Raw genomic sequence first — 16,580 nt, 5'->3', positions numbered from 1 at the left:
CGATTGAACAATACGTCCAATCCTGGCTCATAGATAGGGATGATGCCATTCTTCATTTTTTCGACTTTCTTTTCGTCGATATCCACACAGGTTACTTGGTTTCCTGTCTCGGCGAAGCAAGTCCCTGTTACAAGACCCACGTAGCCCGTTCCAATTACAGCGATTTTCATAAATTCAGACGATAATTTCGATTAAAGTTGGGAAAATATAAAATGCGGGTTAAGCGTTAAAAATTCTGTTTGAATTTGCACTATTTCCAGCATGAATCATACCAAACTAGTTATTCTTCAAAAATAAGTTATTTTCCTTAGAAAAGTAAAAGAGACCTAATCTTAATTAGGTCTCTTTTAGTAAAAGGAACAAGTGTTTGCATTATTTTACTACATCAGTAATAATATTACCAACAGTTCCATTAGGCTCTAAGACATCCAATAAATCTGCTACAGTAGGAGCAATGTCCGAAATATTAGTACGCTTAGAGGTTTCGCCATGCTTAATTTTCCAGCCATACCACAACAATGGAATATGTGTATCATAACGATATACCGAACCATGTGTAGTACCTGTTTTACGTCCTGTAAACCATCCTGGGTTCAAGAAGTAAAGAATATCGCCACTACGTTTTACATTATAGCCGTTTTTAATGTAGCCAATTTGATATTCTGGTACAGTGGCATTGGCAAGATTCTGAAGGTCGATGACATTGGCAACTTCTGGTCTTTTCAAAAGTGCTGTTTTGATGACTTCGAAAGCTTGAGAACGAGAAACATTTCTTGTTTTTAATGTTTCATGATTCAAATAAATTTGATTGTTTTCGTCAGCTCTTACGTAATCACCGTCACCGAAAGAGGCTTTTAAGGCATCTTTAACAGTATTCGTGAGTGTAAGTCCATCGGTTGTTCCTGCAGGAAGTTTTTTAGATTGCCAATAGCCAGGCACGTCCGCCACACCATGGTCGGCACTCAAAAATACTAGTACATTGTCCTTGCCCAAATAAGTATCTAAGAAGCTCAATAATGAAGCAATATCTCTATCCAAACGAATGTATGTATCTTCTGCTTCAATTGAGTTTGGTCCAAATGCGTGACCTACATAATCTGTTGAAGAAAAACTTACCGTTAAGAAATCGGTGCTTGCCCCTTTTCCTAACTGTTCGTTTTGAATAGCCGTAACAGCAAAATCTTTAGTTAAAGAGTTGCCATACGGCGTCGAACGAATTACCTCCAAAAGATTAACACCTGCTTGTGCTGCAAGTTCATGAGGAAATACTGGTTTTTGTTCACCACTCAATTTTCCTTCAAATGGTTGATCATCAGGGGTACTTTCGGTGTATTGCTCGATTGGTAATAGGGTATTCCAACCTTTTGCTACATATTTTTGAGGGTTTTTCTGAGCGTTAAATTCTTTTACCCAGCTTGGTAATTCATTCATATAAAACGAAGATGATATCCAGAATCCATCTTTCGAGTCAAACCAATAAGCCGCATTGGCTGTATGACCAGCTGGTAAAATAGCTCCACGGTCTTTCAAAGCAATCCCAATAGTTTTACTTTGGTGATTTTGAGCAATTTTTACTTGGTCTGTAATAGTTGAAACCAATAAATTTTTAGGGGACATCAAACCAGCTGAGGTTGCGGCTCCTACCGTTTTTACCGTTGAATCTTCTACACAATAAACCGTGCGTCCTGATTTGGTATCAAACCATTCGTTTCCGATAATGCCGTCTACAGCAGGTACTGATCCTGTAAAGATGGCTGCGTGACCAGCAGCTGTAACTGTTGGTACATAGTCATAATGGTGGTTACGGCAGTTGTAGCCCTCACCCATCAAGCGTTTGAAGCCTCCTGCTGTATATTTATTGCTATAACGGTACAGATAGTCATATCTCATTTGATCTACAACGATACCAATGACCAATTTCGGTTTACTAGGAACTGTTTTTACAACTGCTGTATTGGCTTTAGAGGTACTCTTTATGGAAGTCTGAGCAGATAAATCTGTTACAACTGCACAAAGTCCAGCAAACAGTGTTATGAGTTTTTTGTTCATAATGAAGGTAGTTTTTTGACAAAGATACATAATCATAGAGCAATGATAGTACAGCTTTGTAGTTATGAATTTATGAAATTATGGGAATAGGGGCAGATTTTCCAAAAAGTCAATTTGGAAAGTTTCCCAGTTGGTTTTACAACAATATTGACTCATGCCATTGGTAATAACAATATAAGGACTACGCAAAGTATGATTATATTGGGCCACTTGCTCAAACACTGTTTGGGTAAGTGCAATGTAAGGAGCCTTACATTCGATAATCATAAAAAGCTGTCCATTTCTATCAAATACTTGAATATCAGTACGTTTTTGGACATTGTTGTAAGAAAGTCCTGATTCTAGTTTGATAAGACTTTTGGGGTAAGCCAAATGAGTAATAAGATAGTTGACGAAGTGTTGTCGAACCCATTCTTCAGGAGTCAGAAACAAATACTTTTTACGAAGCTGATCGAAAATGTATAATTTTCCATCTTTTTTTTGTAACTTGTAGTCAAATGTAGGAAGATTCAATAATTCCATTATTTCTACTGCACAGTTTGTTGTGAAAATTTAATAAACTCTAACAGACTCGTAGCCTATCAGTTAGCCTCAAAAAGGCAAGACTTCTGGTCTAACAGAAAATAGCAATAAAAGTTAGACACTATTAGTTAAAACAAGTTTAAGATTCGTTTAAATCATAACTTATTCTTGTTTCTCGGAAAATACCATCGTAGTATTAGCCTGTTAAATTAACATTCGTTTTTGTGTTTTAATAATTTACGCATTTTTAAAAATAGCGTACCTGTTTCAGCACACCTTATTTTAAAGGGCTATGGATAAATATTAGTGATGAATTGTGAGTGGTGAATTGTGAATGTAAATTTTTAATTATCACGATTTACCATTACAAGTGTACAAAGCATTATAAAACTGTTTATTTCGGATATTGGATGTTGGATTTCGGAAGTTAAGCTTCTTGTAAAAAATAAAGGTATTTTACTTTATTTCCGAAATCAGAAATCCCCAATCTGAAATAGTTGGAAATCGTTCGTACAGTACTAATTTACCACTCATAATTCAGCATTAACACTTGTCTCCCTTTTCCAAATTAATTAACTTTTAAACAAAACCACGACTTCATCAGGTATGAAAACAAAAGAAGAAATTGTGACAAACTGGTTGCCACGATATACTGGCACAGCCATCGAAGACTTTGGTCAATATATTTTGTTGACAAACTTCAAAAATTATGTAGATATGTTTGCAGAGCAGTTTGATGTACCAATTAATGGTATCGACAGGCCTATGCAAACTGCCACAGCCAACAATATCACTATTATCAATTTTGGTATGGGGTCGCCAATGGCTGCTACTGTAATGGATATTTTGACTGCTATTTCTCCGAAAGCAGTATTATTTTTAGGAAAATGTGGGGGGCTGAAAAAGAATCTTGGTCTTGGAGATTTGATTTTGCCTATCGCGGCTGTAAGAGGAGAGGGTACTTCGGATGAGTATATGCCGAAAGAAGTTCCTGCACTTCCTTCATTCCGTTTGCAGAGAGCGGTTTCTTCCATGATTAAAAAACATGAACTAGATTACTGGACTGGTTTGGTATATACAACTAACCGCCGTGTTTGGGAACATGATGAGGAATTCAAGCAATATTTGACAGATATTCGTGCGATGGGTATCGATATGGAAACTGCGACTATCTTTACGGTAGGTTTTGCTAATAAGATACCTCATGGAGCGTTGTTATTGGTTTCGGATAACCCAATGACACCAGATGGTGTAAAAACAGAAGAAAGTGATAAGAAAATCACCGCTAATTATGTAGAAAAACACCTTCAAATTGGTATTGATTCTCTCGAAGAACTTGCTATGTCAGGTGAATCGGTGAAGCACTTAAGATTTGAATAAGGAATAAAAAAAACCTGCTGATGAGGCAGGTTTTTTTATTGATCTATGTTAAAGCATGTTTAAATTTTGTAAGTCATTAAAATAAAAAAAGGTATTTATTTTTCTGAAATCCTGTTGTTTGAGCCGCAGGCGAGGTGGGTCGCCACTCCGATTAGGATTTCTTGACTTTCTTTTGCGGCCGCCGCTGCGGTTACTTTTCTTGTGTCAAGACAAGAAAAGTAAGGAGTGTCAAAAGGAAATATTGTATTTCCGATACATGCCAAATAAAATTTTAAACATACTACTAGTTACAGTAGTCACGAATTACGGCATACGCTGCTGTGTAGCCCAATTCGCCAGCTTTGCTTAAGTCATTGCATCCGTCGGTATCACCCAATGCATGACGAATAATACCACGAACGTAGTAGGCTTCTGCATATTTGGGATTCAACTTAAGGGCATTTGTACAATCTTGAATAGCACCACGCTGATCACCAATTTGAGATTTCACCATTCCTCTTGTGAAGTAAGCTTCAGCAAAAGTTGGATTAAGGGCGATAGCTTTGTTGTAGTCTTCAATAGCAGATTTGGTATCACCAGTTTTTGCTTTTGACAAACCTCGGTTATAATATACTTCTGAGCGCTCAGCAGTCATTTCTGCCATTTTCAAACGCTCGCTCACACCGCTACGCAACTCATCCAATACTTGTTTGGTAATAGGACCTGCGTAAAGAACCTTTTTGGCTTCGATGTTGCCAATGGCAATTGCTTTGTTGAAATCATCAATAGCTTCTTTGGTACGACCAAGTTTATTTTTGGCAAAACCACGACCATAATACGCAGGAGCGTTTTCTGGGTCTTGGCTCAAAGCACGGTCAAAGTCGATTTGTGCGCCAGCAAAGTCCTCGGTTTGGCTTTTGCAATAACCACGAAAGTACAAAGATTCAGCATCTTCAGGGCTGATTTCTAGGGCTTTACCGTAATCAGCAATGGCACCTTTATAATCACCCATTTTCATTTTGCTGTAAGCACGACCAGAATAAGATGAAGGACGTTTTGGGCTTAATTCAATTGCTTTTGAAAAATCTTCCAAACTACCTTTGTAATCTTCTAGTTTTTGCTTAACTACGCCTCTAGCAGCATAACCTAACGCATTGTCGGGTGTCAAATCCAAAGATTTGTTGTAGTCAGAAAGAGCGCCTTTGTAGTTTTCCAGTTTTGATTTACTGTAGCCACGGCTAAAATATGCGTTGGCATCTACAGGATTTAAATCAATACCACGGTTGTAGTCTTGCAGAGCACCTTTATGGTCTTCTTGTCTTGCTTTACTAGTTCCACGACCGATGTAAGCGTCCGAATATCTTGGATTTAATTCGATAGCTTTGTCAAAATCATTGATAGCACCACGGTTATCTTTAAGGTTTGACTTTGTAACACCACGGCTATAATAGGCTACAGCATTATCTGGTTGAAGCTGGATAGCTTGTGTGAAGTAATTTTGAGCTAGTGGATAGTTGCCCTGACGACTCTGAACTACACCTAGGTCCATCAATTCTTGAAAAGTTTGTGTGGGCACAGGGGTTTGTTGTGAATATCCAGTAAAACTAAGCAGAGATATAGACAGCAGAGCAGAATAAAAACTCTTTTTCATAGGGTTAAATTTGAAAAAATAAGTTTTAGTGATTGGTTAACTATCAAAAATGAAGTAAATAGATAGATTAACCTTTAGATTTGTTTTATAACTTTGTAATTGCCAAAGTTTCAGCCAAATTACTGAAAAAATACCTTACAGCCAAAAGATAAAAGATAAACTGTCATGAAATTTGCCTTTCCAAAGAGTAGAAAAAAAATATTGCTTGGGCTTGTGCTCGGGACAACTGTAAGCTTGGATGGTTGTCGGGTAATTAATAAAAATCGTATCTATACCGATGAAAGATGGCAGACAGTCCAACAGTCGTCAACTACTAGCAGTCGGGCAGTAAGCGATAAAACGAATCCTTTGCTAACAGCTGACGAAAGAGTGGCTCAATATTTTGATCAGCAATTAGGTGAACTCCGAAAGCAAGTCAAAGTGAGCCCTGTGACTCGTGTCAACACCAAGCTGATTCACATACGTTTTGATACGGACTCCTATTTTATTGGCAACTCAGATATACCTTCCGAGTTTGGTAAAATGAATATGGCAAGTCTTTCTCGTGTGTTATTGTCGTATCCGCATACCGCAGTCATTATGGAAAGCTACACCGATGCTAACGGTACTGATGCTTATAATGATCGATTGTCGTTTAAAAGAGTTGCCCAAGTAGCCAATTGGTTGGTATTGAGTGGGGTAGCCCCCAATCGTCTTAAAGCATTATGGTATGGGAAGCGAAATCCTGTAGCAAGTAATGACATTGTAGACGGACAGCGTATGAATCGCCGTGTGGAGGTGTTTATTATGCCTCACAAAAGCTTGTTCGACAAAATTTCAACAGAAATGCGTGTAGCAGGTACGAATTAAACAGACCAGAGTACAGTCTTAAAGATTCCTATACTCTAGTCCGACAATGTTATTACAAAATTTGGCTTAGCCCAAAAGTAAGTACAAAAAGAAGGGTTGTTAAAGCCATTCTTTTCAAAAATGGGTCGATTTGAGCAGGTGTTTGTCCTTGAGAAATACCACGACCAATCTTAATTAACAAAGGAAGCGTAACAACAAATAACCAATGAATCCAGTTGTTGCCTGATTCACTCAAAAGTGTATAAATTACTGCACACAAAAATCCCACAATTAAAAGTAACCAGTGATAAATAACCGCCTTTTCTTTTCCTAATCTCACTGGTATTGAATTTTTTCCTGTTTTTGTATCCGATTCTATATCTCGAATATTATTGATATTCAATACGCCAACCGCAAATAAGCCACATGAACTTGCTGGTAAAAAGTTTAACCAATCAAAGTTGTGAGTATGTAAAAAGTACGTTCCTAGCACACCAACCCATCCAAAAAATATCAATACCGAAATATCTCCTAAGCCCATATAACCATAAGGACGTTTGCCAACGGTATAGGTAATAGCTGCAATAATCGATAAAATACCAAGTCCGAAGAAACCAAGAATCGTTTGCAAATCAGTGTCTTTTAGCCCTTCATAAATTAATAAAGAACCCGATGCTAATGATAATACAGACATGATAATCATTGCTCTGGTCATTTGCTCTCTGGTAATGGCGCCCGTTTGTACGGCACGTGTTGCTACTGTTCTTTCTACACTATCCACACCACTTACGGTATCGCCGTAATCATTCGCAAAGTTGGAAAGAACTTGTAAAAAAGTGGTAGTAAGCACTGCTAACCAAAAGATTTTCCAAGAAAAAGCATCATGACCTGCTGCCAAGAAGCTTCCCATCAAAATACTCGCCAGTGCCAAAGGCAATGTACGAGGACGAGCCGCCAGAATCCAATTTTTCATGTTTTATATAAAGTCTTTAAAGTATAAAATAAAACGAAAACAAATGGAAAAGTATCGCTAGCCATACGCTAGACGACAAACCTTTATCCAAGAAAAATACCGAATATACAGCTACAAAAATAACCTGTACATTCGGTATTTAGATGTTTTTACTTGAAATAAGTTAGCGGGTAAAATAAAATTAATTTTACCTGCAATAGGCATTAAGCTATATGCCGTAAGCAAAAAGTATTTCTAACAAAATCATAAATACAATTTTTGCCTACTGCTTACTGCCTAAAGCGTATTTTGAGTTATCAAAAACGATTCATGATTACTTGTTCAACGCATCTTGGAATTCTTTGCTGTTTGGTTTTACGCCTGAAGCAAAAAAGTTTGTTAATTCTCCTTTTTCGTTAATCAAGTATTTACAGAAGTTCCAACTTGGTTCTTTGTCGTTCCAACCGTTTAATTCTTTTGTAGTAAGCCATTTGTACAAATCACATTTGCCTTCGCCTTTTACTACAACTTTTTCAAACATTGGGAATGAAACACCGTAGTTTTTTTGACAGAAAGATGCAATTTCACTATTTGAGCCAGGCTCTTGTCCGCCAAATTCGTTAGCTGGAAAACCTAATACTACTACTTTCGCTTTGTTAGCTTGATAAAAAGCTTCCCAGTCAGCGTATTGTGGAGTAAAGCCACATTTTGAAGCAGTATTTAGGATAATCACTTTTTTACCCTTATAGTCTGCAAGATTTACGTCTTTGCCTTCTAATGATTTCATCTTGAAATCATAAAGCGTTTTTTTAGCTGCAAATTCAGTGTTCACAGGTCTGTTTTCGATAGAGTTTTTGGTAAAAGGAAGTGCTAATGCTCCTAGCAAGCTTCCTACTTTCAAAAGTTTAAGAATCATGACAGTTACGATTGTTAAAAGGATGATAAACAAGGGCTTTTTCATAAATACTAAAGCTGAAAGTTATCCAATATTGCCAATCCAATCAAGCGAAAAACAGGTTAAAGTCTGAATATTCGACAAACGGATTACATTCTTGTTGGTACTTTTATACCTAATAACGCCATAGCCTTCTTAATTGTTTCGCCAACTGCTTTTGAAAGCTGTACTCTGAACTGCATCGCTTCTGGACTTTCAGCACTAAAAATGCTCAATTCAGCAAATAAACGGTTGTATGATTTTGCCAAGTCATACACATATTGTGCAATTAAGGCTGGTGAATATTCTCGTCCTGCATCGGTAACTTTTCTTGGATATTCGCTCAATGCAAAAATGATTTCACGCTCTACTTCATGCAAACTAGTGTATGCACTTGCTTCTTCGATATTGATATTTTGACCTTCTGCTTTTTTCAAAATCGAACAAATACGTGCATGCGTATATTGAATGAATGGCCCTGTATTTCCTTGGAAATCAATAGATTCTGCTGGGTTGAAAAGCATACGCTTCTTTGGATCTACTTTCAATAAGAAGTATTTTAAGGCACCCATTGCCAAAGTACTGTACAGTTCTTCGGCTTCTTCAGGAGTAAATCCATCGATTTTCCCTAATTCGTTGGTGCGCTCACGAGCGGTGTCCTTCATTTCTTGCATCAAGTCGTCGGCATCTACTACGGTACCTTCTCTCGACTTCATTTTTCCTGAAGGTAAGTCAACCATACCATAACTCAAATGGTAGCAACCTTCAGCGTAAGGACGACCTAATTTTTTCAAAATTTTGAACAATACCTCAAAGTGATAATCTTGCTCGTTACCTACCACATAAAGTGATTTTGACATACCGAAATCTTTGTATTTCAAATCGGCTGTTCCCATATCTTGAGTGATATACACCGAAGTACCATCTTTACGAAGTACTAATTTTTGGTCAAGTCCTTCATCTGCAAGGTCAATCCATACCGAACCATCTTCTTTTTGGAAGAAAACTCCTGAAGCTAAACCTTCCTCAACGGTCTCTTTTCCTAAAAGATAAGTATTAGATTCTTTGTAGATTTTGTCGAAGCTCACACCCATGGTTTCATACGTTTGATTGAAGCCATCAAAAACCCAATCATTCATTTTTTGCCAAAGAGCTACTACTTCTTCATCGCCTTGTTCCCATTTCAAAAGCATCTCTTGAGCTTCTTTCATCAAAGGCGCTTGCTTTTTGGCATCGTCTTCCGACAAACCTTCGGCTTTTAGGGCTTCTACTTCTACTTTATAGTGTTTGTCAAACTCCACATAATATTTACCTACCAAGTGGTCGCCCTTCATGTCAGCAGAGGCTGGCGTTTCGTTCTGACCAAATTTCTGGTAAGCCAACATTGATTTACAAATATGAATACCACGGTCGTTTACAAGATTGGCTTTGATAACATCATATCCGTTGGCATCCAAGATTTGAGCTACAGAGTATCCCAAAAAGTTGTTACGAAGGTGACCTAAGTGAAGAGGCTTGTTGGTGTTGGGAGAAGAATATTCTACCATAACAGTTTCGTTTTTGGCAGCGAGCTGACCAAACGAAGCTTCACTTCTAAGGTGATTGAAAGTATCCTTCCAAGCAGTATCAGCAATAGAAATATTCAAAAAGCCTTGTACTACATTGAAGGTACTAACAACAGTAGTATTGCTGACCAAGTAATTTCCGATGGCATTTCCAATTTCTACTGGAGACTTGCGAAGAGCTTTGACATAGGGGAAAACCACAAATGTGTAAAATCCTTCAAAATCCTTACGAGTAGGTTGAAGGGCTATAGTTGGTTCGGAAACTTCAAACTCGGCCAAAAGGGCAGCTTGAATACTGTCTTGTAGTATTTTTTCGATATTCATTGCGCTAGGAAAATTTTCCAGTGTTTACTAAAAGGAAGAAAGTGGAGACCATTAAATATGGCAAAAAATCGTATTTGACGAAGTGTACCTTCTACCGAAGTGCAAAATTAGCCAAAATCCCTTCGATAACCATATCGGAATAAGAAAACCTCTGTGCTTTTTCTTTTTCAGATTCTTTGAAATGTGTAAATTGTAGAAGAGATCTCGAGAGATAACAATCTGATATAATGTTTGTTTTCTATTAGAAATGAACCAATTGTCCGTTTAATGCTATCATAAACCTTTTACCAATACTATGAAAAAACACCTTACTATATTCCTTTCTTTTTTTCGAGGTTTTCCTACTACTAGGAATAATTCCTGGCGTATTGGCGTTGGGCTTCTTGGTATGCTTTGTTGTTTAGTAAACTTTTCAGTTTGGGCTCAATTGGATAAGGTAAATGAAGTAGAGTATATCAAAGACTATGGCAAAACGAAGGACTGGTCGGTAATTCCGCTCAAAGAAAAGGGCGCTCTCGTAGTGCTTGACAATGCTGAAATATTTGGGAGAAATAGTCAATGGGAGTTTTATAGAATAGACTCCACGCTGAAAGAGCTATGGAATGTCAAATATACACCGCCAGTAAGAATGGAAAACCTACTGACCTACTCAAACGCAGACTATATGTATTTCTTGTTTGCCGAGGCTGATGCCGATGATTTTGTCATTACGCGAGTCAATTTGGGTTTAGGAGAAATAGATGAGTTTAAGGGGAAATTAGTGGGTTTAAGAACAATCAGTCATTTTAAGGTGCTCGGAAATTCAGCCTATTTTGCAGGTACTTATTTTGATAAACCAGTGGTGATATCATTTGCTTTTTTTAACTCTACTACGAAAGTTTTGTCTGGAATATACGATAAAAATGTAACCATTAATACCCTAGAGATTGATGAGATACGTAACGAAGTCAATGTAGTTATTAATGAAAGAAGAAAGGGTATTTGTAGTTTGTCTGTATTGTCTTATTCCTACATGGGCGATTTGCTCAGAACGAACCAAGTACCATTAGCCGACCATAAAAATGTCAATTTTGTCAGCGGAAGGCTCCTTCCTGTATCAGAGCAAGAAACAATTTTGGTAGGCAATTTTTCTACTAATTGTAGCAACTATTCGAGAGGTTTGTATTTAACTCATTTTGACAATGGCGAGCAGACAGGAACTACCATGATAGATTTTTCGGAATTGAGTAACTTTTTTGGATACTTATCACCTAAGCGTCAGCAGAAACTAAAAGAAAAAATAGCTAGAAAAAAGAATGAAGGAAAGGAAACCAACTTTAGTTATTTGTTACAAGTACATGATTTAATAAAAACTGAAAAAGGGGCATTGGTCTTGGCGGAGGTCTATTATTTTTCTCCCAACAATAACAATACTTTAGGAGTGTATAATTATGCGCCCATAAGTATCGCTCAAGTACAGCGTATGCGAGCTAGAGCGGGGCGCTATCGTTATACGCACGCTATTGTTTGTGAGTTTACCAAGGATGGAAAAGTGCTCTGGGACGATGCCGTTTCATTAGGTTCTCTTGAGGGAAGTGGCTTAGTAGAACAAGTACAAGTGTCCAAATATAAAGGCGATTGGATAGCTACCTATTTGGATAAAGGAAAGTTGAACCTTCAAAACCTACACAATGGAAAAGGCTCTTCAGACAAAGAGTTGTTTGAAATAAAGTCAGATATAGAAAACCGTCGTATTGATGAAGAGGCTGAAGTAGCAGCATGGTACGATAAGTATTTTTTGATTTGGGGCACACGCCAAGTGCCTGCCAGAAGCGACAATGCCATAGGTTCTGAAGTGCTTTATATTCGGAAAATGGCTTATGCCCCAGAACAATCTAGTCCAACGAGTCAAAAATGATCTACGGTATCCTTTTGTGAAAATCCTCGAAGAAGCATAGAATGTTGTATCTTTGCGTGAAAATTGAAAAAACAAAAGTATTGGAACACGGTTTTCCAGAAAATACTTTGTGCAAATAGCAATCATTTCTTTGCTAAGACTAATATTTAAAACAATGGTAGAACTATATAGAGAGGCATTGACACATTTGAAGAAAGGTGATACTTTGCTTTACCCATCTGATACAATCTGGGGATTAGGTTGCGATGCACGTAACGAAAAGGCTGTAGAGAAAATCTTGTCAATTAAGCAACGTCCTCAAAATAAGGCATTTATAGTGCTTATTTCAAAAATTGAGCAGCTTTCAGAATATTTAGTTGAAGTACCTGAAATTGCTTGGAATTTGGTTGAGTTTGCAGAAAAACCCTTGACTGTTATTTATCCTAAAGGTAAAAACTTGGCGCCAAACTTGATGGGACCAGATGGTAGCGTGGCTATTCGTTTGGTAAAGGATGAATTCTGTAAAGGCTTAGTACATCGTATGGAAAGAGCGATTGTTTCCACTTCTGCGAACATTTCAGGACAGCCAAGTCCGACGCAATTTTCTGACATTGACCAGTCAATTATCGATAACGTAGATTTTATTCTTAAAAATCCTAAAGGTGAAAACCTAAACGCCCAACCGTCTCAGATTGTCAAAATTGGAATGTACGGAGAGTTTGAGTTTATCAGAAAATAGTGATTTGTTAGCATTAGCCGTTTTCTATGCGCTGTACAAGTAATAGAAAGGCTAAATCCCCAATAGACAATTGATTCAAAGCGAATACTTTGTTCGCATGTCATCAGAGAATGAAAAGAAGAGATCCATAGCTTCAGGGTCTTTTACAAAACAATTGTATGAATTTTACAGAAACTTTAAATAATAACCCCATTTTCCAATTGGTAGCGGACTCGGCGCAACAGTTGAATGTCCGTGCTTTTGTGGTAGGTGGGTTTGTACGTGATTTAATTTTAAATCGTCCTTCAAAAGACATTGATATTGTGTGCGTAGGTTCTGGAATTGAATTGGCTGAATTAGTAGCCAAAAATTCTGGACGAGATGATACATATTTGTCTGTATTCAAAAATTTTGGAACGGCAATGATTCGTATTGATGATTGGGAGGTCGAGTTTGTAGGAGCAAGAAAAGAGTCATATCGTAGCGACTCCCGCAAACCTATTGTGGAGGATGGCACTTTGGAAGACGATCAAAATCGTAGAGATTTTACCATCAATGCTATGGCTATTTCTTTGAATAAGAGTGATTTTGGACAATTGTTAGACCCATTTGATGGTGTTTCTGACTTGAGAAGAAAAATTGTTAAAACGCCACTTGAGCCAGGTATTACTTTCTCTGATGACCCGCTAAGAATGATGCGTGCGGTGCGTTTTGCCACGCAACTAAACTTCGATATTCATCCTGATACTTTCGATGCATTGTTGTCGATGAAAGACCGTATTTCGATTATCTCGAAAGAACGGATTACCGAAGAATTAAATAAGATTATTCTTTCAAAAGTACCTTCTTACGGTTTTAAACTACTAGATTCTTGCGGATTGCTGCAACTCATTTTCCCTGAATTCTGTCTATTAAAAGGAGTAGAAACAGAGGAGGGTAAAGGGCATAAAGACAATTTTTATCATACTTTACAAGTATTGGATAATGTCGCCAAAAAGTCGGACGACTTGTGGACTCGTTGGGCTGCTATTTTGCACGATATTGCTAAACCTGCTACTAAGCGTTTTGACAAGAAAAAAGGATGGACTTTTCATGGGCATGAGGAGTTGGGCGCCAAAATGGTAAAACCAATTTTTACCAATATGCGCTTGCCGCTCAATGAGAAAATGCGCTATGTGAAAAGTTTGGTTCGCTTGCATTTACGTCCGATTGCCTTGTCTAAAGAAACTATTACAGATTCGGCATTGAGAAGATTACTTTTTGAAGCAGGTGAAAATTTGGAGGGGCTCATGATTTTGTGTCGTGCCGATATTACTTCCAAAAATGGTGAAAAAGTAAAGCGCTACCTGCGTAATTTTGATATAGTTGAAGAGAAGCTCAAAGAGGTTGAGGAAAATGATAGGCTTCGTAATTTTCAACCTGTGATTACGGGCGAAATTATAATGGAAACGTTTGGGCTGACTCCTTCTAAGGAAGTAGGCATTATCAAAATTGCTGTTCGAGAAGCTATTATCGAAGGGCAAATCGAAAATACCATGGAGTCAGGTATGCCATTCATTATTGAAGAAGGACGTAAACTAGGTTTGACTCCCAAATTGTAGTATCGATTACAAGCTTTAGGCAATCTCAACCATTTTGCCTAAAGCTATTTTATATTTCATTGCCGTATTTCACTTCCACACGTCGTTCATTCGAACAAATCCTTGAATCTTCTGAATTTTAAGCCACGGTATTAAACTTCTTGCATAATGAAGACCTCCAGATTGTGGATATTCTTACTTTTACTATCATTCCCCTGCTATGTTTGGGGGCAAATGACTATTTTGCACCCTATCAATCGCTTGATTCTACAACGAAATCTTTCCAATCAAGCTGATTTGGTGATTACTGGATATACCAATGTCGCTGCTACCAAAATTGAATATCAATTAGTTGAAATAGGTAAACCTGCCAAGGGCTGGCAGACGCTTGCCATTAATGTTTTAAATCATGAATTTTCAGGAAAAGTAAAAGTAAATGCAGGTTTTTATGACTTGTATGTACGTGCTTGGGTCAATAATACGATTATCGACGAAAAGATTATTGAGCAGATTGGGGTGGGAGAGGTATTCTTGATTGCTGGACAATCTAACGCCATGGGCGTACAGGGTTTGGGCTCGAAAGACGCTTCCGAAAAAGTAATTGTGATTAATGATTTGGATAAATATTTGGATGAAAAGGACAATCTCACTATTGCTCCTAATGAACCTATGCGTTTACACAAAATGGAAAGGGCTTTAGCCAATACCAATATGTATCCATCAGGAGAATCTGCGTGGCTATGGGGCGAGTTAGCAGACAAAATCGTTCAAAAATATCAAGTTCCTGTTTTTCTGCTTAACTGTGGTTGGGCGGCAGCTACCTCCGAAAACTGGAGTAAATCCGCTAATGGGGAATTGGCTTATAATCAGTATGTTAGTAAGTATTGGCCTAATCAGCAGCCTTATGCAAACCTCAAAAATACCTTACAATATTTGGCTTCGCATACAGGTCTTCGAGCGGTTTTGTGGATGCAAGGAGAATCGGATGCTGCTCATAATCAGACTTCTGCACAAAATTATGAAGCTAATGTAAAGAATTTGATTGAAAAGTCTCGTCAAGTTTTTGGTTATAATATGCCTTGGTCAATTGCCCGCTCAACAGTTTCGAGCCGTAATGAATGGGCAGATTTGGTGATTAAAGGACAGAATGCAATTCTCAAAAATGTACCCAACACCTTTGCTGGACCCGAAACAGATACTATTCAAAATCCCAGACCTATTACGCACGGGCATTTGGAAAATGTCAAAAATGGTATTCAGGGACTAACATTAGCTGCCACAGCATGGATGCGTACAATGGATACGACGTTTTTCAAAAAAGCAATTCCGTATCAACCACAAGCCACTTTAGTACCTAGGTTATTACCAACACATCTACCATTCGGACGGAATTTTGCCGTTTATTTTCAAGGAGTTACAAGTCAAAATAAGACCTATCGAGTAGAGCTTTTAGATAAAGATGGAAAATTTGTGGCGCAGGTCGGACAAGGAACAAATAGCCCTGTGACTATCAATATTCAGAATGTATCACCTCTTGAAGTATATCGTCTGAGAATTGTTTCTGAAGCACCTTTTTTGCAAAGTACACTTTCCAATACGTTTACTTTGTCTGGTAGTTGGACTCCTTTAAATCTATTTACATTGGTTGAAAAATCAGACTCTCTGCATTTGAGTTGGTCGTATGTAGAAGCTTATTCGCCTACCAAAATCACGGTTCAGTACAATACTAATCAGCAAAATTTTATAGATGTGTACACCGAAAATGCCAATAGTACTTTGGAAGGAAAATGGGCAGTGATTCGTCCGAAGGAAGTATTTGCTTATTACAGACTAAAATTGACACTAGCCGACGGGTCAGTTGTGTACACTGATACAAAGTTGGCGATTGATTACTCACAAGTCTTAGGTGTTGAAAACCCTAATGTATCATTAAAACTCTTTCCGAATCCAGCAAGTACTTATTTCACAATTCAAGGGGTAAATGACTTGAGGCAACTACAAATATTTTCCAGTAATGGACAAGAGATTACGGATGTTAAATCAAATAGAGTAGGAGAAGAATATTGGGTAGAGTTTCCTGAAACGATTCAAAATGGCGCTTATTTCTTGAGACTACAATTACCAAATAATCAAGTTATATTTAGCAAAGTGCTGATAATGAAATAAGTGGTTAGAGTTTTGAGTGATGAATTTGTAGTGTACGAAGGATTATAGAACTGTTT

Annotated in this window: 13 protein-coding genes; 6 read left to right on the top strand and 7 right to left on the bottom strand. The window is 37.7% G+C overall.

What is annotated here, in order from left to right:
• The 3 genes from GVN22_RS24370 to GVN22_RS24360 form a co-directional block, all read right to left on the bottom strand.
• The coding region (locus GVN22_RS24370; RefSeq protein ID WP_166553616.1) for a 3-hydroxyacyl-CoA dehydrogenase NAD-binding domain-containing protein at positions 1-170 on the bottom strand (170 nt) is incomplete at its 3' end.
• 202 nt (positions 171-372) lie between these two features.
• Complete coding sequence (gene pafA, locus GVN22_RS24365) at positions 373-2,049, bottom strand: alkaline phosphatase PafA (protein ID WP_166553615.1); 1,677 nt, start codon at positions 2,047-2,049, stop codon at positions 373-375.
• 78 nt (positions 2,050-2,127) lie between these two features.
• Positions 2,128-2,571, bottom strand: coding sequence for a type I restriction enzyme HsdR N-terminal domain-containing protein (locus GVN22_RS24360; RefSeq protein WP_166553614.1), 444 nt, complete (start codon positions 2,569-2,571; stop codon positions 2,128-2,130).
• Positions 2,572-3,177: 606 nt separating this feature from the next.
• Here GVN22_RS24360 and GVN22_RS24355 point away from each other — a divergent pair.
• The gene (locus tag GVN22_RS24355; protein ID WP_166553613.1) at positions 3,178-3,951 is read left to right on the top strand and encodes an AMP nucleosidase; all 774 of its coding nucleotides are present in this window, start codon (positions 3,178-3,180) and stop codon (positions 3,949-3,951) included.
• 283 nt (positions 3,952-4,234) lie between these two features.
• Here the strand turns inward: GVN22_RS24355 and GVN22_RS24350 are convergent, their stop codons facing one another.
• Complete coding sequence (locus tag GVN22_RS24350; protein ID WP_166553612.1) at positions 4,235-5,581, bottom strand: tetratricopeptide repeat protein; 1,347 nt, start codon at positions 5,579-5,581, stop codon at positions 4,235-4,237.
• A 165-nt stretch (positions 5,582-5,746) separates the two neighbouring features.
• On the opposite strand from GVN22_RS24350, the gene GVN22_RS24345 reads away from it, so the two are divergent.
• Complete coding sequence (locus GVN22_RS24345; protein ID WP_166553611.1) at positions 5,747-6,430, top strand: OmpA family protein; 684 nt, start codon at positions 5,747-5,749, stop codon at positions 6,428-6,430.
• A 52-nt stretch (positions 6,431-6,482) separates the two neighbouring features.
• Here the strand turns inward: GVN22_RS24345 and GVN22_RS24340 are convergent, their stop codons facing one another.
• The 3 genes from GVN22_RS24340 to argS form a co-directional block, all read right to left on the bottom strand.
• On the bottom strand, positions 6,483-7,382 hold the full coding sequence (locus GVN22_RS24340) for a 1,4-dihydroxy-2-naphthoate polyprenyltransferase (protein ID WP_166553610.1): 900 nt from the start codon (positions 7,380-7,382) through the stop codon (positions 6,483-6,485).
• Between the two features lie 313 nt (positions 7,383-7,695).
• Positions 7,696-8,322, bottom strand: a complete 627-nt coding sequence (locus GVN22_RS24335; protein WP_166553609.1) for a glutathione peroxidase — start codon at positions 8,320-8,322, stop codon at positions 7,696-7,698.
• A gap of 83 nt (positions 8,323-8,405) precedes the next feature.
• Positions 8,406-10,184: an arginine--tRNA ligase gene (gene argS / locus GVN22_RS24330; protein ID WP_166553608.1), complete on the bottom strand. Its 1,779-nt coding sequence runs from the start codon at positions 10,182-10,184 to the stop codon at positions 8,406-8,408.
• 295 nt (positions 10,185-10,479) lie between these two features.
• Between argS and GVN22_RS24325 the strand changes: the two genes are divergently transcribed.
• The 4 genes from GVN22_RS24325 (at position 10,480) to GVN22_RS24310 (ending at position 16,524) form a co-directional block, all read left to right on the top strand.
• Positions 10,480-12,081, top strand: coding sequence for a hypothetical protein (locus tag GVN22_RS24325; RefSeq protein WP_166553607.1), 1,602 nt, complete (start codon positions 10,480-10,482; stop codon positions 12,079-12,081).
• A 154-nt stretch (positions 12,082-12,235) separates the two neighbouring features.
• Positions 12,236-12,799: an L-threonylcarbamoyladenylate synthase gene (locus tag GVN22_RS24320; protein ID WP_166553606.1), complete on the top strand. Its 564-nt coding sequence runs from the start codon at positions 12,236-12,238 to the stop codon at positions 12,797-12,799.
• 158 nt (positions 12,800-12,957) lie between these two features.
• Entirely contained in the window at positions 12,958-14,379 is a 1,422-nt protein-coding gene (locus GVN22_RS24315; protein ID WP_166553605.1) for a CCA tRNA nucleotidyltransferase, read from the top strand.
• A gap of 147 nt (positions 14,380-14,526) precedes the next feature.
• Positions 14,527-16,524 (top strand): sialate O-acetylesterase, encoded by a 1,998-nt coding sequence (locus GVN22_RS24310; protein WP_166553604.1) that lies wholly within the window; start codon positions 14,527-14,529, stop codon positions 16,522-16,524.
• Positions 16,525-16,580 lie beyond the last annotated feature (56 nt).

Source organism: Cellulophaga sp. BC115SP (genome assembly GCF_009905545.1).
Lineage (GTDB): Bacteria > Bacteroidota > Bacteroidia > Cytophagales > Spirosomataceae > Flectobacillus > Flectobacillus rivi.
The sequence above is the reverse complement of the archived record's forward strand: the minus strand, read 5'-3'. Positions and strand labels throughout refer to the sequence as shown.

What these genes read in the sequence shown, in the direction of transcription:
- GVN22_RS24325 (WP_166553607.1), top strand. Translation starts at nt 10,480, where the DNA reads ATGAAAAAACACCTTACTATATTCCTTTCTTTTTTTCGAGGTTTTCCT.
- GVN22_RS24345 (WP_166553611.1), top strand. Translation starts at nt 5,747, where the DNA reads ATGAAATTTGCCTTTCCAAAGAGTAGAAAAAAAATATTGCTTGGGCTT.
- GVN22_RS24350 (WP_166553612.1), bottom strand. Translation starts at nt 5,581, where the DNA reads ATGAAAAAGAGTTTTTATTCTGCTCTGCTGTCTATATCTCTGCTTAGT.
- GVN22_RS24360 (WP_166553614.1), bottom strand. Translation starts at nt 2,571, where the DNA reads ATGGAATTATTGAATCTTCCTACATTTGACTACAAGTTACAAAAAAAA.
- argS (WP_166553608.1), bottom strand. Translation starts at nt 10,184, where the DNA reads ATGAATATCGAAAAAATACTACAAGACAGTATTCAAGCTGCCCTTTTG.
- pafA (WP_166553615.1), bottom strand. Translation starts at nt 2,049, where the DNA reads ATGAACAAAAAACTCATAACACTGTTTGCTGGACTTTGTGCAGTTGTA.
- GVN22_RS24355 (WP_166553613.1), top strand. Translation starts at nt 3,178, where the DNA reads ATGAAAACAAAAGAAGAAATTGTGACAAACTGGTTGCCACGATATACT.
- GVN22_RS24320 (WP_166553606.1), top strand. Translation starts at nt 12,236, where the DNA reads ATGGTAGAACTATATAGAGAGGCATTGACACATTTGAAGAAAGGTGAT.
- GVN22_RS24310 (WP_166553604.1), top strand. Translation starts at nt 14,527, where the DNA reads ATGAAGACCTCCAGATTGTGGATATTCTTACTTTTACTATCATTCCCC.
- GVN22_RS24315 (WP_166553605.1), top strand. Translation starts at nt 12,958, where the DNA reads ATGAATTTTACAGAAACTTTAAATAATAACCCCATTTTCCAATTGGTA.
- GVN22_RS24335 (WP_166553609.1), bottom strand. Translation starts at nt 8,322, where the DNA reads ATGAAAAAGCCCTTGTTTATCATCCTTTTAACAATCGTAACTGTCATG.
- GVN22_RS24340 (WP_166553610.1), bottom strand. Translation starts at nt 7,382, where the DNA reads ATGAAAAATTGGATTCTGGCGGCTCGTCCTCGTACATTGCCTTTGGCA.